Origin of the sequence: Syntrophaceticus schinkii, from assembly GCF_000946815.1 — a bacterium.
GTDB classification, from domain to species: Bacteria; Bacillota; DSM-12270; order Thermacetogeniales; family Thermacetogeniaceae; genus Syntrophaceticus; species Syntrophaceticus schinkii.
Window position 1 is genome coordinate 1 of record NZ_CDRZ01000243.1, and the last position, 20,504, is coordinate 20,504.

Annotated in this window: 18 protein-coding genes and 2 pseudogenes; all 20 read right to left on the reverse strand. The window is 47.9% G+C overall.

What is annotated here, in order from left to right; genetic code table 11:
* Nucleotides 1-310: 310 nt before the first annotated feature.
* The 20 genes and pseudogenes from sigE to SSCH_RS21050 all read right to left on the reverse strand — a co-directional run bounded on the left by sigE (nt 311) and on the right by SSCH_RS21050 (nt 20,455).
* A complete protein-coding gene (sigE, locus tag SSCH_RS09910) occupies nt 311-1,036 on the reverse strand; it encodes an RNA polymerase sporulation sigma factor SigE (RefSeq protein WP_044665323.1) in 726 nt (241 codons plus the stop codon).
* 23 nt (nt 1,037-1,059) lie between these two features.
* On the reverse strand, nt 1,060-1,971 hold the full coding sequence (gene spoIIGA, locus SSCH_RS09915) for a sigma-E processing peptidase SpoIIGA (protein ID WP_044665324.1): 912 nt from the start codon (nt 1,969-1,971) through the stop codon (nt 1,060-1,062).
* A gap of 283 nt (nt 1,972-2,254) precedes the next feature.
* Entirely contained in the window at nt 2,255-3,298 is a 1,044-nt protein-coding gene (ftsZ, locus tag SSCH_RS09920) for a cell division protein FtsZ (RefSeq protein ID WP_044665325.1), read from the reverse strand.
* A gap of 22 nt (nt 3,299-3,320) precedes the next feature.
* Nucleotides 3,321-4,559: a cell division protein FtsA gene (ftsA, locus tag SSCH_RS09925; RefSeq protein WP_232294336.1), complete on the reverse strand. Its 1,239-nt coding sequence runs from the start codon at nt 4,557-4,559 to the stop codon at nt 3,321-3,323.
* Nucleotides 4,560-4,616: 57 nt separating this feature from the next.
* Entirely contained in the window at nt 4,617-5,414 is a 798-nt protein-coding gene (locus SSCH_RS09930; RefSeq protein ID WP_044665327.1) for a cell division protein FtsQ/DivIB, read from the reverse strand.
* A gap of 37 nt (nt 5,415-5,451) precedes the next feature.
* Nucleotides 5,452-6,708 (reverse strand): UDP-N-acetylglucosamine 1-carboxyvinyltransferase, encoded by a 1,257-nt coding sequence (gene murA, locus SSCH_RS09935; protein ID WP_044665335.1) that lies wholly within the window; start codon nt 6,706-6,708, stop codon nt 5,452-5,454.
* Between the two features lie 5 nt (nt 6,709-6,713).
* Nucleotides 6,714-7,628 carry a UDP-N-acetylmuramate dehydrogenase gene (gene murB / locus SSCH_RS09940; RefSeq protein ID WP_044665328.1) on the reverse strand — a complete coding sequence of 305 codons (915 nt, stop codon included), beginning with the start codon at nt 7,626-7,628 and terminating at the stop codon, nt 6,714-6,716.
* 151 nt (nt 7,629-7,779) lie between these two features.
* Nucleotides 7,780-9,018: a UDP-N-acetylmuramate--L-alanine ligase gene (gene murC, locus SSCH_RS09945; RefSeq protein WP_198142370.1), complete on the reverse strand. Its 1,239-nt coding sequence runs from the start codon at nt 9,016-9,018 to the stop codon at nt 7,780-7,782.
* Nucleotides 9,019-9,088: 70 nt separating this feature from the next.
* Nucleotides 9,089-10,243: an undecaprenyldiphospho-muramoylpentapeptide beta-N-acetylglucosaminyltransferase gene (murG, locus tag SSCH_RS09950; RefSeq protein ID WP_044665329.1), complete on the reverse strand. Its 1,155-nt coding sequence runs from the start codon at nt 10,241-10,243 to the stop codon at nt 9,089-9,091.
* A gap of 10 nt (nt 10,244-10,253) precedes the next feature.
* Entirely contained in the window at nt 10,254-11,354 is a 1,101-nt protein-coding gene (spoVE, locus tag SSCH_RS09955; protein ID WP_044665330.1) for a stage V sporulation protein E, read from the reverse strand.
* 15 nt (nt 11,355-11,369) lie between these two features.
* On the reverse strand, nt 11,370-12,740 hold the full coding sequence (gene murD / locus SSCH_RS09960; protein WP_156972226.1) for a UDP-N-acetylmuramoyl-L-alanine--D-glutamate ligase: 1,371 nt from the start codon (nt 12,738-12,740) through the stop codon (nt 11,370-11,372).
* A 44-nt stretch (nt 12,741-12,784) separates the two neighbouring features.
* A pseudogene (gene mraY / locus SSCH_RS09965) lies at nt 12,785-13,742 on the reverse strand (phospho-N-acetylmuramoyl-pentapeptide-transferase).
* Nucleotides 13,739-15,127: a UDP-N-acetylmuramoyl-tripeptide--D-alanyl-D-alanine ligase gene (locus SSCH_RS09970; RefSeq protein WP_044665332.1), complete on the reverse strand. Its 1,389-nt coding sequence runs from the start codon at nt 15,125-15,127 to the stop codon at nt 13,739-13,741. The pseudogene mraY and the gene SSCH_RS09970 overlap by 4 nt, the downstream one beginning before the upstream one ends.
* A 3-nt stretch (nt 15,128-15,130) precedes the next feature.
* Nucleotides 15,131-16,282 (reverse strand): UDP-N-acetylmuramoyl-L-alanyl-D-glutamate--2,6-diaminopimelate ligase, encoded by a 1,152-nt coding sequence (locus SSCH_RS09975; protein ID WP_232294337.1) that lies wholly within the window; start codon nt 16,280-16,282, stop codon nt 15,131-15,133.
* On the reverse strand, nt 16,276-16,620 hold the full coding sequence (locus SSCH_RS20280; protein ID WP_232294338.1) for a Mur ligase domain-containing protein: 345 nt from the start codon (nt 16,618-16,620) through the stop codon (nt 16,276-16,278). The genes SSCH_RS09975 and SSCH_RS20280 overlap by 7 nt, the downstream gene beginning before the upstream one ends.
* Before the next feature lie 65 nt (nt 16,621-16,685).
* Nucleotides 16,686-18,833 carry a stage V sporulation protein D gene (locus tag SSCH_RS09980; RefSeq protein WP_232294339.1) on the reverse strand — a complete coding sequence of 716 codons (2,148 nt, stop codon included), beginning with the start codon at nt 18,831-18,833 and terminating at the stop codon, nt 16,686-16,688.
* A gap of 92 nt (nt 18,834-18,925) precedes the next feature.
* Nucleotides 18,926-19,321 carry a cell division protein FtsL gene (locus SSCH_RS09985; protein WP_044665334.1) on the reverse strand — a complete coding sequence of 132 codons (396 nt, stop codon included), beginning with the start codon at nt 19,319-19,321 and terminating at the stop codon, nt 18,926-18,928.
* A gap of 24 nt (nt 19,322-19,345) precedes the next feature.
* Nucleotides 19,346-20,234, reverse strand: a pseudogene (gene rsmH, locus SSCH_RS09990) (16S rRNA (cytosine(1402)-N(4))-methyltransferase RsmH).
* Nucleotides 20,235-20,253: 19 nt separating this feature from the next.
* Nucleotides 20,254-20,409 carry a hypothetical protein gene (locus SSCH_RS17640; protein ID WP_269746176.1) on the reverse strand — a complete coding sequence of 52 codons (156 nt, stop codon included), beginning with the start codon at nt 20,407-20,409 and terminating at the stop codon, nt 20,254-20,256.
* Entirely contained in the window at nt 20,402-20,455 is a 54-nt protein-coding gene (locus SSCH_RS21050; protein WP_269746177.1) for a hypothetical protein, read from the reverse strand. Before SSCH_RS21050 ends, SSCH_RS17640 begins: the two co-directional genes overlap by 8 nt.
* Between the last annotated feature and the right edge of the window lie 49 nt (nt 20,456-20,504).

The following is a 20,504-nucleotide window of genomic DNA, read 5'->3' on the forward strand; positions in this document are numbered from 1 at the left end:
CTGTGTACAGCGTGCCAAGGTCATTTGGACTTCCGGGGAAGTTCCGGCCTGGCTCGCCTTCTATCGCCTGCCGAAATGTTGCCTTCTTCAGGACGGAATGAATCGGCCTTCCCATCTCGCACTATTTCGAAGCTCAATCCCTTCAACCTTGCGGCTTTCGGCCCGCTGTCTCGCCTGCCTACGCTTAAACATAGCTGTTACCAGCTATGCTCCAAGGCTGGCTACGGGTGGTTGGCTAAACCTTGCCCGGTGGGATTCCCACCCACTGAGTGTCACGACCTGGCTTGGTCGCTCCCGTCCCCGGTGCATCTCACTCCATACAGCAGATATCCTTGCGCAAGCGTTTAATGATGCGTTTTTCCAGCCGTGATATGTAGGACTGTGAAATACCCAGTAAATCAGCAACCTCTTTTTGCGTTTTTTCCTTGGTTCCGCGCAAACCAAAGCGAAGTTCCATAATTTTGCGTTCCCTGGGTGCCAGCCTGCTCACAGCAGTATGCAGCAGATTGCGATCCACCTCTTCCTCTAGATGACGGTAAATAATATCGTTCTCTGTACCCAGAACATCTGAAAGAAGCAGTTCATTGCCATCCCAGTCGATGTTCAGCGGCTCATCAAAAGATACCTCGGATCTCGTCTTATTGTTTCTGCGCAAGTGCATTAAAATTTCATTTTCGATACACCTGGAGGCATAGGTAGCCAACTTGATTTTGCGCTGGGGTTTAAAGGTATTAACAGCCTTGATCAAACCGATTGTGCCTATAGAGACCAGATCTTCAATCCCCACACCGGTATTCTCAAACTTGCGCGCAATATAGACGACCAGCCGCAGGTTTCTTTCAATGAGAGCATTCCTGACACTGATATCCCCTGTCTCCAGCTGATTTATAAGAGTCATTTCCTCATCACTGGTCAGGGGAGGAGGAAGTGCCTCATGATTCCCCAGGTAATAGATATGGGATGGATATTTAAATCTCCATAGAATCCTGATCAGCCACAACCGTACCTGCCAGGCAAATGAACTTGTTTCCCTCATCAGAATCCCCCTCACATAAATTATTAATTCATAGCGGCCTGAATCAAATCAGGATGAAGCAGGGCACGATAACTCCCACGCGGCGATAAACGCCTGTTATAGATACCGATCACAACATCGGTTTTGCACACCCTTTGATCCCCTGCCAAAACTATTATCTCATCAGGCCGGAAACCGACCAGCATTCCATGGCGCTTGCCGATGGTTGTAAAGGGTATCAGCCGAAAAGAAAAGACACTTCCTTCATCTGGTATTACCTCAATTAGTTTTGATAAATCCACTTCCCCACTCGTATCGATAATTTCTTGTAATTCAACTGGTAAGTACGGTTTCAAAACACCGTACTCCACGATAATCACCGGTGACCCCGTCAAAGGATCCACCAGTTGGTTCCCGGTATCCACTAAACCGGTTACACTGAACTGCTTCCCCTGTATGCGGATCTCCACAGGAACCTTCAATAAGTCTTGTAACAGTGACTTTTTAAGATAAGCTATCCCGTATTTTCCCAGGACAACCGCTGTCACTAAAGCAATCAGCAGCCAGAGGTAGTGAAGTGGCAGATTACTCATTATACCTGTCAGTGAGCTGCTGCCCATCAAATAAATAAGTCCAAGAACAGCACCGCCCATGGTAAAAGCAACAAGGTAAAAGTAGAGAACCACCTGCCCGAACTTCTTTAACGATAAAGGAAGATATGCTGCCATTGCCATCAGTACAGAAACAATGATTTTCATTTCCAGCCCGGACAGAATTTGAAAATCAGGCAGTAAAACCAGAACACTGTAACACGCTCCGATGACCGCTCCCATCATCAACCGCCAAAAAGATACTCTGATCTGGGCCATCTTTGCTGCTGCCCAGAGAACCACAAAATCCATTAAGAAATTGATCAAAAAGAGCATATCCACATAAACAGCAGTACTTCCGGGCATGGCCCTCACCCTGGTAGATTAATAATAGTTGAATATCCATTCCTTCCATATATATGCATAGAGTCTTATTTCATACCAGTGATCATTATAAAGGATTCCTGTTAATATAATTGTCATTATATGCCATCCTGCAAGCAATAAAAATGCCGAAAGCAGCCGCTTTCGGCGTGAAATATGTTAAGTTATGGTAAACATGCTATATAGCTTACATTTCAAAAAAGAAAATGATCCATTATACCAATAACAGAAAGGTTATTGGCAGTATTTGATGATTTAACCTGTTCTAGCGCTTGCGCAAGAATGCCGGTATATCTAAATCATCAGAAGTGAAGGAACGCAGATCAACCACAGTATTTTCTTTCTCTGCCTTAGAAACGGAATCGAACCCGGTGGCAATCACCGTTACCCTGACCTCATCCTCAAGGTTCTCATCGACCACAGCACCAAAAATTATATTGGCATCCGGGTCAGCTGCCTGAGAAATAATCTCTGCTGCCTCGTTCACCTCAAAGAGACCTAAATCAGGACCTCCGGTAATATTCAGCAAAACACCCCGCGCTCCCTCGATAGATGTCTCTAGAAGGGGGCTCGAAATGGCAACTTTCGCTGCTTCTGTGGCACGGCTTTCCCCTCTGGCACTGCCAATCCCCATTAAAGCTGTGCCTGTCTCCGACATGATAGTTTTAACATCTGCAAAATCCAGGTTGATCAATCCGGGTACAGCTATAAGATCGGAAATACCCTGCACCCCTTGTCGCAGAACATCATCTGCAATACGGAAGGCCTCATTGATCGAGGTCGACTTGTCCACCACCTGCAGCAGACGGTCATTGGGTATCGTGATCAGGGTATCCACCTTGCTCTTTAACTCCTGAATCCCTTGATCCGCCTGGTTTGCCCGTTTTTTCCCTTCGAAAGTAAAGGGACGGGTAACCACACCAACTGTAAGAGCACCAATTTCCCTGGCTACTTCAGCAACAACCGGCGCTCCACCGGTCCCAGTTCCTCCACCCATACCTGCTGTCACAAAAACCATATCAGCCCCTCGCAGGGACTGCATCAATTCCTCACAGCTCTCTTCTGCCGCCTTTTTCCCGATCTCCGGATCTGCACCCGCTCCCAATCCCTTGGTAAGCTTAGCACCAATTTGGATCTTATGCTCTGCCAGGGACAAATTCAGAGACTGGGCATCAGTGTTTACAGCAATAAAATGCACACCCTTGAGCTCTGCCTGGATCATTCTATTGACAGCGTTACTACCGCCGCCTCCGACACCAATGACCTTGATATCGGCAAACTGATTTGTGTCTACCTCCAATTCTAACATCTCCCTATCGATCCCTCACTTCTTAAAAAAGATCTTGTAGCCATTCTTTTACTTTACTGAACATCGCTTTCATAGATAAGCTATCCTCATGCTCTTCTTTTACCTGTTGGCGTCTGGCACCATATAGAAGCAGCCCAACACCTGTAGCATATTCAGGGCTGTGGACCACATCTGCCAGGCCGCCAATCCCTTCAGGGTATCCGACCCTGACCGGTTTTTCCAGGAGATCCACCGCCAGTTCTGCAATACCGTGGGTTAGAGCACTCCCACCTGTCAGAACAATTCCACCAGGCAGCAACCCTGGATAACCGGAGCTATCCAACTTATTCTTTACAAGGTTGATGATTTCCTGCACACGAGGTTCAATGATGCTGGCGATCATTTTTTTGGAAACCCGGAAGGTATCCCTACCCCCTACACTGGGAACATCAACAAACTCGCTGTCAGATGTCAGGGCGGGAAGTGTTCCTCCATGCTCTTTCTTAATGATCTCCGCCTGTGTCAGAGGTGTTCTCAAGCCAACAGCCAGATCACTGGTAATGTAATCCCCGCCTATCGGTAGAACAGCTGTATACCATAAAGTACCCTGTTCAAAAAGAGCAATATCGGTTGTGCCGCCCCCCATATCCACTACAACTACACCAAGTTCTTTTTCTGCCGGATATAAGACAGCTTCTCCAGAGGCATAACCGTTTAATACCAGCTCCCAGGGGTGAAAACCTGCGCGCTCACAACATTTAATTATATTTTGCAAAGCGGCATTTACAATGGTTACAATATGAGTTTCCACTTCTAATCTTGAACCAATCATACCTATAGGGTCAAGGATATTTTCATTTCCATCAACAAGATATTGGCGGGGAATAACATGGACAATTCTGCGATCATGAGGAAGAGCAATTACTCGTGCCGCTTGAAGAACTCTCTCTACATCTTCCGGCATTATTTCCTGATCAGAAGATGAAACTGCAACAACACCACGGTTATTGAGGGAGGAGACCGTAAGCCCTGTAATTCCCACATACCCTCCATCGATCTCACGACCGCTCATCTGCTCCGCTTTCTCAATAGATGCCTCAATAGCACGCACTGTGTTTTCAATATCGATCACATTGCCTTTACGGATTCCGGCAGATTCCACGGCTCCAAAACCGATAACTTGAATTTGTCCGTCCCGTCCAACTTCCCCGGCAATGACTGCAACCTTTCTGCTTCCAATATCAAGGCTTACTATCATATTATCCCGGGCCAACTGCCGCACCTCCATCCACCGGAATTCATAATAAAGAATCTCTTCAACATAAATCTATGTTTTCCTTTAATTTTCTAGTGAGGAAAACAAATTTATCCGCTGTTCATCTTTCATCTGACACTTAACCGCAGGTGCCTGTACACTCCTGATATCAATGTAATCTATTCCTTCAACACCACCCAGTAGGTCCAGATAGGATGCAGCCAATTCAAGTTTTTCCGGCAACTTTTCCGGAGTTCCCAGATAAACCGGAATCCCCTGTCTTGTGTAAGCAACCAGATTATCAGTATTAGCAATGTTAATTTCAGAAACTAACTGCTGAACATCCTTATCCAAAACAGCTAAAACTGATTTCAGGTAGCCGCTGTTGCTGACTCGCTCTCCCGGGTTCAGTGAATCCGGCTTGAGTCCTGTAATGATCGGGAGATCATAGCTCTTTGACGTTGTATATTTTTCAAGGCAGTACCCCTTCCCATCAATAACTACAAAGCTCTCCTGAGCACAGAACAGTGCCAGTGGTTCCCGCTCCTCGATAGTGATCACAACGCCGTCCGGAATGCGCTTTTTTACATTTACAGTTTCCATCAATGGTATAGAAAGCAGGCGCTTTTTAACCAGTTCCGTATCCAGTTCAAAGTAATTGATCCCTGGTCTCAAACCACTTTTCTTAATTATCTCCGCCTCTGTCACTTGTGAGTTTCCCCTGGCCTCAATGTTTTTCAAAGCAAAGAAAGGCGACTGACTGAAATAATAGACAGCGATGATACTCAAGGTTATCAAAAGTAAATTCCTGAGAACCCTGAGGAATTTCTGCAAGTCCCGTTTTTTTCTGCGCGGCTTCCGCCTCTTTGTAGAAGGAGTCATCGCTTGTCCATCCCATCTTCAAAAAAATATGATGATTCTAAATGATTTCACGTGAAACTTGGGCACCCAGCATCTTCAGCCTGGATTCGAGGTTTTCATACCCGCGGTCCAGGTGCTGTACCCCTTCAATAATTGTTGTGTTCTCTGCAGCAAGACCACCCAGCACCAAGGCTGCACCCGCCCTCAAATCGGTCGCTTCCACCACTGTTCCTGTCAGGTCTTTGATACCTGTGATCACTGCACTTCTTCCCTCAAGACGGATTTGAGACCCCATTCTCCTCAGTTCTCCAACGTGCCGGAAACGGTTCTCAAATATATTCTCTGTAATAATGCTGGTTCCTTGAGCCAGAGCTAGAAAAACCATCATTTGGGGCTGCATATCTGTAGGAAAACCGGGAAAGGGCATTGTTCTGATATCCACTGCCTTCCAATTAGAAGGCGCTGTAACAATGATCCTGTCATCTTCTTCTTTAATGGAAACCCCTGCTTCACGCAGTTTTGCGGTAACTGCCTCTACATGCTCAGGGATCACGTTGTTGATCAACACCTCTCCCCTGGTAATGGCAGCTGCCACCATAAAGGTTCCGGTTTCTATGCGGTCGGGAATTACGCGGTGAGCGATCTCCTGGTTAAGCTTTTTCACGCCATCGATACGAATGGTATCCATCCCTGCTCCCCGGATACGAGCACCGAGTTTATTTAAAAAGTTCTGCAATTCAACGATTTCCGGTTCCCGCGCCGCATTTCTGATAATTGTCGTTCCCCGGGCAAGGGTTGCCGCCATCATGATGTTTTCAGTTGCTCCAACACTGGGGAAATCAAGATGAATGTCCGCTCCCTGGAGTCCGGCAGCCTCAGCTGTAATACAACCGTGGTCATCATCGATCACAGCCCCACAAGCCCTTAATCCCTTTAAATGCAAATCCATGGGGCGTGATCCAATGGTACAACCGCCGGGATATGAAACTTTAAACCTCCCACAGCGGCCCAAGAGGGGACCCATCACCAGATTGGAAGCCCGCATACGCCTTGCCAGGGTAGGAGGCACCTCTAAAGAGCGAAGGCTTGATGGGTCTATTTGCATGGTATCTCCTGTCCAGTTAACCTTGACACCCAGAGATTCCAGAGCATCTTTCATGGTTTTAACATCAATTAAAGAGGGCACTCCCTCGAGAACAACAGGTCTCTCGCTTAACAGCGAGCCGGCCAGGAGCGGCAAAATCGCATTCTTTGCCCCACTTATCGCAATGGATCCTCTTAGCCTTGTACCCCCAGTAACAAGCAACCTCTCCACCCAACTCACCCTTCCTCCCCCAAGATCAAAACCTCAGGTGCTAACATAATGCCTTTTTGCTCAGAAACTTGTTCCTGAATGGTCTTGATCAGCTCTAAAATTTCCCTCGCTGTAGCAGAACCGCAGTTGACAATAAAATTGGCATGCTTGGGCGAAACTACGGCATCCCCAATGCGGTGTCCTTTTAACCCCACTTCCTCAATAAGCCTTCCTGCATAATCATGAGGTGGATTACGAAAAACGCTTCCGGCGGAGGGAAACTCTGTTGGCTGCATCTTACACCTGAAGGCAAGGTTTGCCTCCATGCGAGCTGCAATATCTTCCTTCAGTGCAGGTGTGAGCCTGAACACAGCCCTTAGAATAATCAAATTTCGCCCCTTTAGGGAGGAAGAACGGTAGGAGAAAGAGAGTTCGTCCTGTAACCACTTCTGTTGTTTTCCCTGATGGTCAATGGTTTCCACTTCCTGGACAAGACTTCCGATATCCTTCCCGAAAGCACCGGCATTCATTATAATGCCCCCACCCACTGTAGCAGGAATGCCGGCAGCAAATTCCAGACCGCTTAAGGATGATTTTAATGCCATCCTGGCCAGGGCGGGAAGCATTACCCCTCCCTCTGCAGTTATCATCTCTCCCTGCAGAGAAGCGCCCTTAAGACCCCTCCCGAGTTTGATAACCAAACCACGGACACCACCGTCCAAGACGAGCAGATTAGAACCATTACCGATCACAGTAAGGGGCAGACAATATTCCTGGGCAAACAGCAGGGCCTTCTTAACATCCCCTGTTGTCCAGGGAATAACTAACAGATCCGCTGGGCCGCCAACACGCCAGGTTGTATAGTTTTTCATAGGCACCTGAGCAAATACCCGGCCATCTACCTTCTCTTCCAGTTGTTGAGCTAAAACCTGCCAGTTCATAAAAGCGACCCCTTAATTTCCCAGTAAACACTGTCGGATATTAGAAGCAAGATTCCTGCCCACAGTCCAGACATCCCCTGCTCCCACAGTCAGAACCGTGTCTCCTGAACGGAGCTCTTGTAGAAGATAGTTTACTACACCATCAAGTGAATCAATATAAACAACGTTTGGTACCGTTTTTTTGCAGTTCTTGGACGATCAGCTTCGCTGAAACACCATCCATCGGCCTTTCCCCAGCTGCATAAATATCTGTAATAATCACAAGATCACTTCCCTCAAAGGCCTTTCCAAACTCCTCTCTCAAGAACTTCGTCCTGCTATAACGGTGTGGTTGAAAAACAGTGATCGTCCTTTTCCGCTTGACCCCGAGAGCTGCTTCCATCAGTGCCTTGATCTCTGTGGGATGGTGTGCGTAGTCATCGATAATTTTGATCCCATCATACTGAGCTATCAGCTGAAAACGGCGCTCAACCCCCTGAAAGTGAGCGAGCGCTCTGGCAACATCAGAAAAAGCCAAACCCAGATGCATACCTACAGCAACTGCAGCTAAGGCATTTTGAATATTGTGCAATCCAGGTATCGAAAGTTTCAGAGTGCCCAGAAACACGCCCTCATGAAAAACCTCTGCTTCTGTTAACAAACCCTTCTGGACAATATTCCTGGCCTGGTAGTGGGGGTTCCCCTGAATCCCATAAGTAACAGTTTTGACTCCATCTGTAGATAATTGACAGACATAATCGCTGTCACTGCAGAGTAAAGCAAAGCCATCTCGTCTGATATTAGAGAGAAAATCCTGAAAAGCTTGCAGAATTCCTGAAATATCTCTGTAATAATCCAGGTGGTCATCATCTATATTTGTAATAACAGCTATGAAAGGTTTTTGTTTAAGAAAAGAACCATCGCTTTCATCTGATTCCGCGACAAGGTATCTTCCCTTTCCCAGGCCGGCATTACCTCCCAGTTCAGAGATATGCCCCCCGATCAGATAAGTGGGGTCAAGCCCGTTTTCTGCCAGGGCCACAGCAATCATGGCGCTGGTGGTTGTTTTGCCGTGGGACCCTGTAACAGCTATCCCCTGATAAGACTCCATAACCTTTGCCAGCAGTTCTCCGCGGGTCATGACCGGCAAGCCTTTAGAACAAGCGGCAGATAATTCGATATTGGAGGGGGGGATAGCAGAGGAAACAACCACAGCATCCAGACCATCTACAATATTTTCTGCCTGATGCCCTATAGCAATTTGAGCTCCTCGCTGCCGCAAGCTCTCGACCACAGGTGATGAGACAAGATCAGACCCACTGACCCGCATCCCCATTTCCAGCAAAACCTGGGCAAGCCCGCTCATACCCACACCACCGATTCCAATAAAATGATACCACTTGCCAGTCACTGAACCAATCTCCTCCCTGTTTGCACTGTACTAATCCAAATAAATTTTGTAGGTTTGTCACAACAACAGTTTATGTCTCACTGTCTGTGAAGGTGCAGAGTGACTTTTTCCCAGCATTGCGCAAAATACCGGCGATCAACTCTCCGGCTTCCGGACGCCCTATCCGGCGAGACTGTCCAGACATCTTTTGACGCAAGTCATTATCACCCGCCAATTTTTCTATCTCCCGGAGCAATTTGACAGGTGTTAGTTCCTTCTCAGGGATTAATATAGCTGCCCCATGGCGCTCCAGATAACGAGCATTATGATACTGGTGATCCGCGGTTGCAAAAGGATAGGGGATCAATATCGCCGGAATCCCCAGGGCAGTCACTTCCGCAAGTGTTGCCGCCCCTGCACGGCTGATCACCAGATCAGCAACTTTAAGGGCATACTCCATTTCTTCTAAATATGGTTTTATAACTAGTTTGCCAATATCATCGGTATTTATCCCCATGTGTTCCATGTCCTGGCAGAACTGCCGGTGCTCGGTTACCCCTGTCAGGTGAATAACCTGAAGCTTTGGAAGGGCAGCACTGCCATGGCAGATCTCTTGATACACTTCCAGCATCACCTGGTTGATACACCGCGCACCACGGCTTCCCCCGGTAACCAGAACTGTGAAAGTATCTGGATCCAGTCCGAAATATTTATAGCTCTTCAGGGGATCTGCTTTAAAAATCTTGCTGCGTATCGGAAGTCCTGAATGAACTAATTTCGCCCTCAAAGGAAAAGATCCCTTTTCAGGCAGAAAAGTAGTAAATGTTACCTCCGCCCAGCGCGACAGCAGTTTATTGGCCATCCCGGGTACAGAGTTTTGCTCGTGTAAAAAAAGCGGCACTTTTAAACTGGCAGCTGCCAGCCCGAGGGGTACTGAAACATATCCCCCGGTAGCAAAAACAGCCTGTGGGCGAACCTCCTTGAGTAAACTCAGCCCCTGCAGATAGCCTTTCCCCAGTGATGTTAAGTCACATATTGCCTTAAAAGAAATATTACGCGGCCACTTTCCGGCTGCAATCCGGCGAAAAGGATACCCTGCCCCAGGCACCACTTTGCCTTCCAGACCCTCACCTGTTCCTACAAAAATGATTTCGCAGCCGGGTTCTAACTCACGCAGTAGATCTGCAACAGCCAGTGCCGGGTAAAGGTGTCCACCTGTACCGCCACCTGTAAATAGCACACGCATCCCTTATCTCCTATTCCTCAACATAACGTGATATATTTAAAAGAATACCTATTCCCAGTAAATTCAAGGTCAAAGATGAGCCCCCATAACTGATAAAAGGCAGGGTAATCCCCGTCACCGGAAGACTTCCCGTCACCACACCTAAATTGATTACAGCCTGCAGTATTACCATAACGGTAATCCCTGCGCCAAGAAGTGCACCAAAGGAATCAGGTGCCTTAATGGCAATCTTTAATCCCCTCCACATAAAGGCCACAAAAAGCAGCAGCACAAAAGTTGTCCCAATAAACCCCAACTCCTCAGCTAACACCGCGAAAATAAAGTCTGTATGCTGCTCCGGAAGATAAAGAAACTTCTGTCTTCCCTGACCCAGTCCTGCACCGAAGATTCTCCCGGAACCTACCGCCAGCAGAGCTTGAATCGTCTGAAACCCCTTACCCAGTGGATCTGACCAGGGATCGCGAAATGCCATAATGCGTTTCATCCGGTAGGGTTCTATCATAATTGCCAGAGCAGCCAGGCCGCTTCCTAAAAGACCCAAAAATCCCAGGTGGCCTATCCTCGCCCCCGCAGCCAACAGCATGAGAAATGCTGTGCCTGCAATGGTAGCTGCTGTCCCCAGGTCAGGCTGCATCAAGATCAACCCACAGACCACACCCACCACCAGCAGTGGGATAGCTAAACCCCTAACAAACTGCTTGATCTGATTCTGTCTTTCAGCCAGGTACTTTGCCAGAAAAATAACCAGTGCCAGTTTAGCGATCTCAGAAGGTTGAAACCTTTGACCCGCGACCCCAATCCAGCGAGTGGCATCCTTGATGGTGATCCCCACTCCTGGAACCAGCAACAGGAGCAGAAGAAAGACAGCAATGCCAAATATGGGATATGCCCATTTCCGGTAAATCTTATAATCTATATTCATCACCACAAGCATTCCGGCAATCCCCACGAATGCCCAGATCAGCTGGTTTTTAAGAAAATGGGCACCATCAGCGTAAGCTATCTGGGCATAAACATAGCTAGAACTGTAAACCATCACAATCCCTACTGTTAGCAAGAGGAGTACGATGACAAAGAGAATAAAATCAGGGGCACTGCGCTTACTTTTCACTAATCAACCCCTCCTTTAGAGCTCCTCAACCACTTTCCGGAAGAGGTTACCCCGCTCCTCATAATCCCGGAACATATCCCAACTGGCACACCCCGGCGAAAGCAGTACCACATCACCGGTCCGGGCCATGCTCTGTGCTAATCTGACAGCCTCAGCAAGGGAGCTGACTTCCCATATTTTATCAAACCCTACAGCCATCGCCTTCTGTCGGAAGAGCGGAGCTGCCTCACCCAACAGGATCAAGGCCTTGGCCTTTTTTGTTATTTTCCGCATTAATTTATCTAAATTGCCCCCTTTATTCCTTCCCCCGGCAATCAGAATAATCGGGCCTTCGTAGGAATCCAGAGCTTTCACCACTGCCTCAGGATTTGTGCCCTTTGAGTCATTGACATAGCACACTCCGTCCAGTATCCGCACCTCCTCGATCCGGTGCGGAACACCGGGAAAAGAAGTTAAGGCTTCAGCCACATACTCTTTATCAACTCCGGCTAAAAGGGACGCAGCAGCGGCAGCCAAAGCATTTTCCAGGTTGTGAGAACCAGGCATCTTTATATCTTGCACTGTACACAACAGCTCATCTCGTCCCTTAAAATTATAGATGATTTGCTCTCCCTGGACACCTATCCCTCTATGTGGGAGCTTGCAGCAAGAAAATCCACACCTTTGGCCAGGAATGGTATTCATATTGCTTAATACCCCTGGGTCATCCAGGTTGAACACCGCATAATCATCAGATCGCTGATTGGCAAACAGGCGTGCCTTCATCCTGCCGTAAGTTTCCAGGTCACCGTGCCGGTCCAGGTGATCAGGTGCAAGATTCAAAAAAACACCGATATGAGGCCGAAAAGCTTCTATGCGCTCCAATTGAAATGAACTCACTTCCACAACCCAATAATTGACTCTTCGCCAAGGCTTTTCTAAGTTTTTTTCCACTTCCTGAATTAAGGGCACTCCGATATTTCCGGCGACCACAACCTCAAGTCCTGCCTGTTTAAAAATAAATCCCAGCAGAGAAGTTGTGGTGGTTTTACCATTGGTGCCGGTAACAGCTATGATCGGCTCTTTGATAAAGCGCCCTGCCAGTTCCAATTCACTCCAAATAGGAATCTTACATCTTTCTGCTGCCAAAACCGGCTCAATGTTCCTGGGAACACCGGGGCTGACGATAACCAAATCAAAATCGCCTGGCTTTATTTCAGGATATCCACCTGTTATCAAAGAAATAGGAAGTTTCTTTAATTCCTGCAACCCGGAACCTAACATATCCTCACTCTGCTGATCTGTGCCTGTGACCAGGGCACCCTGTTTTGCCAGAAAACGTGCCGCGGCCTGCCCGCTGCGGGCCATTCCAATAACCAGTGCTTTTTTCCCTTGCAGACTAAACAAATTAACATCTCCTACCTGAAAAACAAAGTTCGGAAGTGTCATCCTTATAAAGCAAGCAATCCGAGGATGGCAAAACATAAGCCCATCAGCCAGAAAAAGTGAACAACCCTGACCTCAGACCAGCCGGACAGCTCAAAATGATGGTGCAGGGGGCTCATCTTGAAAACGCGCTTCCCGGTTAATTGAAAGGAAATTACCTGAATAATTACAGAGAGCACCTCCAGGACAAAAACCCCACCCAGCAAGAATAAAACCAACTCTGTCCCGGTGATTACGGCCAGTGCCGCCAGAGCACCCCCCAGAGCAAGAGAACCGGTATCACCCATAAATATTTTGGCAGGGTGGTAATTATACTTGAGGAATCCCAGACAACCCCCGCCTAAAGCCCCTGCAAAAACCGCTGCTGCATTGTGACCCGTTTTCCAGGCAATTAAAGCATAAGCAGCACAGGCGATCACCATTAAGCCGCTGGCCAACCCATCCAAACCATCTGTGAGGTTGACGGCATTTGCAGCAGATATTAAGACAACCGCTACAAATATATAATAAAAAAAATCCCGCTTCTATTTCCATCGCGGTAAAAGGCACAGCGATGGTTGTACCCCGCCCCAGAAGATAGGCTCCCCAGGCGAGTAAAATCCCTATCAACAGCTGGCCGAGAATTTTAGCTCTAGCCCGCAGGCCCAGGGGCCTTCTGAGCACAACTATGAGGAAGTCATCCCATAACCCCAGCAGCCCGCATCCCAGCATAATTAGAAAAAGAAACATTGTTTCCCAAGGATTGGTTGTGAAAAGGAATCCGGAGATACCCGCAGTCAAAAGGATCATAACCCCACCCATTGTAGCTGTTCCCTGTTTTTTTAAATGGGTGCGCGGTCCATCACTTCTAACCTCTTGCCCGAACTTCAAACGCTGTAATAACGGGATAAAAAAGGGGCCAATTGCCAGCACGACAACCAGACTGACTACAGCTGCCAGGATCACCCTTGTCAATAGAGTCACCGGTGATCACCATCCTGGAGGGATGCGGTGATCTCTTCCATCTGCATACCCCTGGAACCCTTGATCAGTACAACATCCCCATCCTGAATATATTTTCTTAGAAACGACACTGCTTCTGATTTTTCCCGAAAAACATGGACACGTTCCTGATCAAGACCCGCTCTAAGAGCACCTGCTGCAATTTCTTGAGCCAGCTGTCCAACTGTACAGAGACAGTCAATTTTTAATTCAGCCGCCCTCACTCCAACCCCTTGATGGCCGTGAACTGTCTCTTCACCCAATTCATACATCTCACCCAGAACAGCAATTGTTCTGGTGCCCCCGGACTCAGATAACAGTTCTAAAGCAGCTTTTGTTGACGCCGGGCTGGCATTATAGGAATCATCAATAAGCCTTGTCCCATTAATTCCTGATTTAACCTCCAGCCGCATTCCTGTCAGTGAAGCAGATTCAAGACCTGCTGCTATTTCCTCCGGGGTTAATCCAAACCTGTAGCCAACTGCCGCGGCAGCCAGTGCATTTGTCACATTATGTGCCCCTGGCAGTGGAAGGAAACAGTGGGTTTGCCCGGCGGGTGTACAAAGATTAAAATCTACTCCCCGCAGATCATGCACAACCACCTGAGAAGCACTTATTTGGCAGCCATCTCCGGCACCATAAAGGATAACCTCACCTGATACCTTTTCTGCAAGCTTTACCTGCCAGGGGTCCTGGGCATGCAGAACAGCACATCCGTCAGCCGGCAGAAAGTTCAACAACTCCCCTTTTGCCAGTGCAATGGCCTTCTGAGAACCCAATAGTTCCATGTGGCTCTCACCTATATTGGTGATCACCCCCACCTCCGGGCGGCTGATCTCACATAAAAGGGTGATCTCACCCGGCCCCCGCATGGCCATCTCCAGAACAGCCACTTGATGGCTGCTATTTAACTGTAAAAGCGTCAAGGGCAGCCCAATTTCATTATTGTAATTCCCTGTTGTTTTTAATACCTTGAACCGCTTTCCCAGCACACCTGCAACTAAATCCTTGGTCGTGGTTTTTCCGGTGCTCCCGGTAACGGCAACCACACGTATCTTGTATAAATTACGATAGCAGCGCGCTAGATCCTGTAGAGCCTTAAGCGGGTCAGAAACCATAATCAGGGTGGCCTCTGTTTGAACTGCCACCGGGCGGGAAATAACAGCACCTACCGCCCCTTGCTCAAAGGCCTGCTCCAGATAATCATGCCCATCAACCCGTTTTCCATGAAAGGCAAAAAACAGATCTCCCTGCCTAACCTTCCTGCTGTCAATACTCACACCTGTTATTCTAATATTGCTATGAACGCCCTGTACAAGAGTACCCTGTACGGCTTCCATAATCTCCTCTAACTGCATGGACTCCATTGTTTAATTGCCGATCTCCTTTGCAAGAATCTCCCTGGCAACCAGGCGGTCATCAAAGGGAAGGACCTTATCACCGGTGATCTGGTAGGTTTCATGTCCCTTTCCCGCGATCACTACAAAATCCCCCTCTTTTGCATAAAGAAGGGCATGCCTGATCGCCTGATAACGATCAGTGATGATCGCATAACGTGCATTTTTGACACTGCGAATGCCTTCCTCGATCTGTTGTTCAATTTTTTCCGGAACCTCTGAGCGAGGGTTGTCGGAGGTAATCACAGTATAATCGCTCACCTCTCCCGAAATCCTGCCCATCAGAGGACGCTTCCCCTTATCGCGGTCACCGCCACAGCCGAAAACAGTGATCAGCCTGCCGCGGGAAATCTGACGGGCTGTATGAAGAACATTTTCCAAACCATCCGGGGTATGGGCATAATCGATAACTACCGCAAATTCCTGCCCCTCATCCACCGGTTCGAAGCGGCCGGGCACCCCCTTCATCTTCTGCAGGGCATCTTGAATAAAAGGCACCGGAACTTTCTCCTGCAGTCCCACACTGATAGCTGCAAGACTATTATATACATTAAACTCCCCTGGCAGGGAAACATTAACTGGAAATTCTCCTTCACTGTGGACCACAGTAAAACTGCTCCCCTCCGGAGTAAGCTGAACCTGATCAGCTCTTGCATCTGCCTGTTCATGAATACCATATGTAATTACAGGAACCCGGGTACATTTTTCGATCTGATGCACTGCCCTGTCATCGATATTGACCACTGCATAACAGGGTCGCTGCTTTGTTCTCTCTTTCCCCAAGCCATCAAAGAGCAGCATCTTAGCAGCCAAATATTCATCTAGGTCTGTATGAAAATCCAAGTGGTCCTGGGTTATATTAGTAAAAACCCCAACATCGAATTCACAGGCAGCCACCCTTTGCAATGTCAGCGCATGAGAGGAAACCTCCATTGCAACGGTTTTTACCATGGAGGCTTTCATCTTTGCGAGAATAGACTGCAAATCAAGAGATTCGGGTGTTGTACGCACAACAGGAAGTTTTCGCTCACCGACTTTGTTCCATATAGTGCCAATAATGCCTGTGAGTTCACCTTTATCACTGAGCACTGCTTCAATAAGATGAGTGGTAGTTGGTTTTACCATTTGTACCGGTGACCCCGATCAAGGTGAAATCCGTGCTGGGGTGGATCGTAAAAATTTGCGGCCATCAGTGCAAGTGCCAGGCGGGAAGAGTTTACCCGGGCAAAGGCAATTCCCGAAGGCACATCTATATCTTTTTCGATCACCAACCCTACAGCTCCCCTGGATAACGCATCCTGGATAAAAAGATGCCCATCTGTACGGTAACCTTGAATACAGACAAAAATATATCCTGGCTGTATCTGACGGGAATCATAGTGTAATCCTGTTACTACCCGCTCAAGTCCAGCGGCAGTAACCAACTCTACATCCTGGAGTAAATCCTGAAAAGTAATAGGCACCCTTATCACCTCTATTTGGCTATCTTAACCATTATTCCCCATCACAGCCCGGCTCAATCAAGGCATTACGGCATAACCTCTATACCGGGCGGTGCCCTGAATTTAACCTTTACCTGACCACCATGGGGAAGTCGTGCCCCAGGAGCAGGGTCCTGCTCTCCCGCAATTCCGGTGGGGTATGGCTCCCCTTCAGGAATCAGCACAAGCCCCATCATCCCTAACAGCTCTGCAGCATCCCGCATACTTTTCCCTTTGAGATCAGGCACAACTCGTTCGCCATCCTCAGCACCATCGGTTTTATGCAAATTAAGCAAAACCTTGCTCCCCTTCTTCACTTTGACGCCATCAAGGGGAACCTGCCCGTAAACTATCTCACCTGAGCCGGAATGCTCACTTTCCAGCCCTGCATTTTTCAGTACTTTATCTGCTTCCTGAACAGGAAGATTGATCACCAGCGGCACAACCGACATCTCTTGATCAGGCACCTCTTCACCTTGCTGGTAGCGTACCGGAACTTCTAAATAGCGGAGGCTGTCCCGCATAACCTCTTTGAAGGCAGGAGCTGCCACGGTCCCACCATAGTAAGGATAGCCTTTAGGTGTATCAACTACAACAATGGCAACAAGTCGAGGGTCATCAACAGGTGCAAAACCAATAAAGGAAGCAACATAATCGGTGGTGGAATACCCCCCACCAGGTGCCGGCTTTTGCGCTGTACCCGTTTTTCCGCCTACAGAATATCCTTCAATTTTAGCATTGCGACCCGACCCCTTACTAACAACCGCTTCCAGCATCTCCCTTTCTAGCCGCGAGGTTTCCTCTGAAATAATCTGTCGCACCACCTGAGGCTGATGCTTTTTCACTACCTCTCCCTCACGGTTAGATAGTTCCTTGACAATATGTGGTTTCATCAATTTCCCGCCATTGACAATGGCGGACAGTGCGGTCACCATCTGCAAAGGGGTTACACTGTTAGCCTGACCCATTGAAATAGTGGCCAGGTCAACAGGTTTGACCTGTTTTTCCGGTATAACAATACCGGTTGCCTCACCTGGCAGATCAATTCCCAGTCGGCTGCCATAACCAAAGCCATCGATATATTTATATAATCTCTGGACACCAAGTCGCAGGCCAAGAGTGACAAATCCCGGGTTACAGGAGTTCTGAACAACCTCAGCTAATGTTTGGCTGCCATGCCCCTCATAGGCCCAGCAGCGGATAGTCTCCCCATTGACCTTGATATAGCCCGGATCATAAAACTGTTCCTCTTTGTTGGTCACACCCTCCTCCAGAGCTGCAGCAAGGGTAACAATTTTGAAGGTCGAACCGGGCTCATAACTGTCAGCAACAGCTGTGTTGCGCCGCGCCGCTGCCGGATAGTCATGGAATTTATTGGGATCAAAATCCGGTCTATTAGCCAAAGCCAGAATTTCTCCAGTATCTGGGTCCATCACAATTATTGAAGCACTTTTAGGGGAACGTTCTTGCATAATCTTATCAAGTTCCCGCTCTGCAATATATTGAATTGTCTGATCTATTGTAAGGACAACATTGAGGCCCTGTTCAGGTTCCACATATTTTCTTGTTGATTCAGGGATCTCATGGCCTGCCGCATCATACTCCACAAGCAGGCAGCCATTGATACCCGCCAGCTGTTTATCATAAGCAACCTCAATTCCTTCTAAACCCTGGTTGTAGTCACCTGCAAAGCCCATTATATGGGCTGCAAGATTCCCCTTGGGGTAAAAACGCTGGGGCTTGGCGATGGTCCCAATCCCTGCAAAATTCTTTTCACGCAGTTGTTTGACCTGTTCTTTATTGAGCTTGAATTTAAGCCATACAGAATGCTGCTCTTTGGTAATCAGCTCATTTACTTTCTTTTCTTCCATATCGAGGATACCGGCTAATTCCCTGGCAATAATATCTGATTTTCCGGACTTTTTCACCTCCGCAGGAATAGCGTAACAGGCCTCAGCACTAACACTGACAGCCAGCTCTTTTCCATTCCGGTCATAGATGACGCCTCTCTCCGGTTCTACAACAATTTCACGGATTCTGTTCTCCAGGGCTTTATGCTGATACCATGTACCCCTGATAATCTGCAGGTAGGCCAGGCGCAGCAGCAGAAAAACAAAAAACAAAAAAAGAGTACAAAAAAAAAGCCCGGTTATTCTTCTGCGTACCTCGATGCTGCTAGTGATCAATAAAAACACCCCGTCAATGGGGCGAAGCCTCTGCCCGGCCGATAAACTGCCTTAATGCTACGGACCAGCTCTTTTTCTTTTCTTTATGCTGTTTACTTGCCTTATCCTGTTTTTGGTCCGTAATCTTGTCTTCCGTCTGGAAGAGCAGCGAGCAAGATCTGCTCAGGCTTATCCATCCCCAGTTTCTTGATCGCCACTTCCTCAACCCGGTCTGGGCACTGAAGCTCCGCAGCCTCTAATTCTAACTGCTTATAATCTCTTTGCAAAACAGCTACCTTTTGCCTGTTCTCCTCAACCCTGTAACCCAAGGCTGTAACCTGGTTGTTCTTATGAATATAGAAGAGTCCACATGCAAAACAACTGAAAATAATAACGGTGACCTGAACACATGAGAGTATTTTTTTGCGCTGCTGTGCTCGCCGCACAACTTTTCTCTTCCTGGGTTGCCTGGGTCGCCTGGGTTGTTGTGTATATCTTTTTTCTTCCGCTAATACCAATTTATTCACCTCTCATTTCTTATATTACTCCTGACAGGATAGCAGTTTTTCGGCTGCTCGCAGTTTAGCACTGCGTGATCGCGGGTTGACATTGATCTCCTCATTATTGGGTACAAGAGGTTTTTTCGTAAGAATGCGGAGCACATTTTGGGATGGTGCTGCATGCTCCCGGAACACACCTTTGACAATCCGATCTTCCAGAGAGTGAAATGAAATAGCCACAACCCTTCCACCCGGCTTTAATAAAGGAATCCCCGCCCTAAGCCCTTCTTCAACTGCTGCCAGTTCATCATTAACAGCCATACGCAGAGCCATAAAGGTGCGTCGAGCGGGGTGGGGACCAGTACGACGTGCTCTAGCGGGTATAGCCGCTTTTACGATCTCGACTAACTGCGCTGTTGTAGTGACTGGGGCTTTTTTTCTCTTAGTGACAATAAAAGAAGCAATCCGGCGCGCCCATCTCTCCTCACCGTAACGATAAATGATCTCTGACAGTTCCTTTTCAGAAAGGTTGTTGACCAGGTCTGCTGCAGTAGTCTTTGCTTCCCTGTTCATCCTCATATCTAAAGCAGCATCAGCATGATAGCTAAAACCACGCTCCGGCATCTAAAACCTGGTAAGAGGAAACCCCCAGATCAAATAATATCCCATCAACCTCACTTATCTGCAGTTCCTTTAATAGATCAGCTATCCGGCGGAAATCGCTGTGTATAAACACCACCTGTTCAAGATAAGGTGCCAAGACTTCTTTTGCTCGCCTGATAGCAATCTCATCTTTATCCAAACCGATCAGTCTTCCTGTGGGACCGATCAAATTGAGTATCTCTTTTGCATGACCGCTACCGCCCAACGTACAGTCAACATAGGTGCCCCCCTCCCGGGGAGCCAAAAATTCAACTGCTTCTTTCAGCATCACTGGAACATGTTCCACTTCAGTCAACTAATGCACCGCCTTCACCCATTTTTTCCGCTAATTCTTCATATGTTTCCTCAGCTCCGGTACAGTATTCATCCCAGCGATCCGCAGACCAGATCTCAATACGGGATGAAACACCGATAATGGCAACCTCGCGGCTTACTTTAGACATACTCCCGCAAGGAGGGCGAAATCAGGATACGACCCTGGCCATCCAATTCAACATTCGATGTGGCACCGGAAAAAAAGAAACGGGAAAAAGGACTC

Coding starts and splice junctions, on each gene's coding strand:
- sigE (WP_044665323.1), bottom strand. CDS start 1,036: ATGAGGGAAACAAGTTCATTTGCCTGGCAGGTACGGTTGTGGCTGATC.
- spoIIGA (WP_044665324.1), bottom strand. CDS start 1,971: ATGCCCGGAAGTACTGCTGTTTATGTGGATATGCTCTTTTTGATCAAT.
- ftsZ (WP_044665325.1), bottom strand. CDS start 3,298: ATGTTAGAATTGGAGGTAGACACAAATCAGTTTGCCGATATCAAGGTC.
- SSCH_RS09930 (WP_044665327.1), bottom strand. CDS start 5,414: ATGACTCCTTCTACAAAGAGGCGGAAGCCGCGCAGAAAAAAACGGGAC.
- murB (WP_044665328.1), bottom strand. CDS start 7,628: ATGAACTGGCAGGTTTTAGCTCAACAACTGGAAGAGAAGGTAGATGGC.
- murG (WP_044665329.1), bottom strand. CDS start 10,243: ATGCGTGTGCTATTTACAGGTGGCGGTACAGGTGGACACCTTTACCCG.
- SSCH_RS09970 (WP_044665332.1), bottom strand. CDS start 15,127: ATGGAGTCCATGCAGTTAGAGGAGATTATGGAAGCCGTACAGGGTACT.
- SSCH_RS09975 (WP_232294337.1), bottom strand. CDS start 16,282: ATGGTAAAACCAACTACCACTCATCTTATTGAAGCAGTGCTCAGTGAT.
- SSCH_RS17640 (WP_269746176.1), bottom strand. CDS start 20,409: ATGTCTAAAGTAAGCCGCGAGGTTGCCATTATCGGTGTTTCATCCCGT.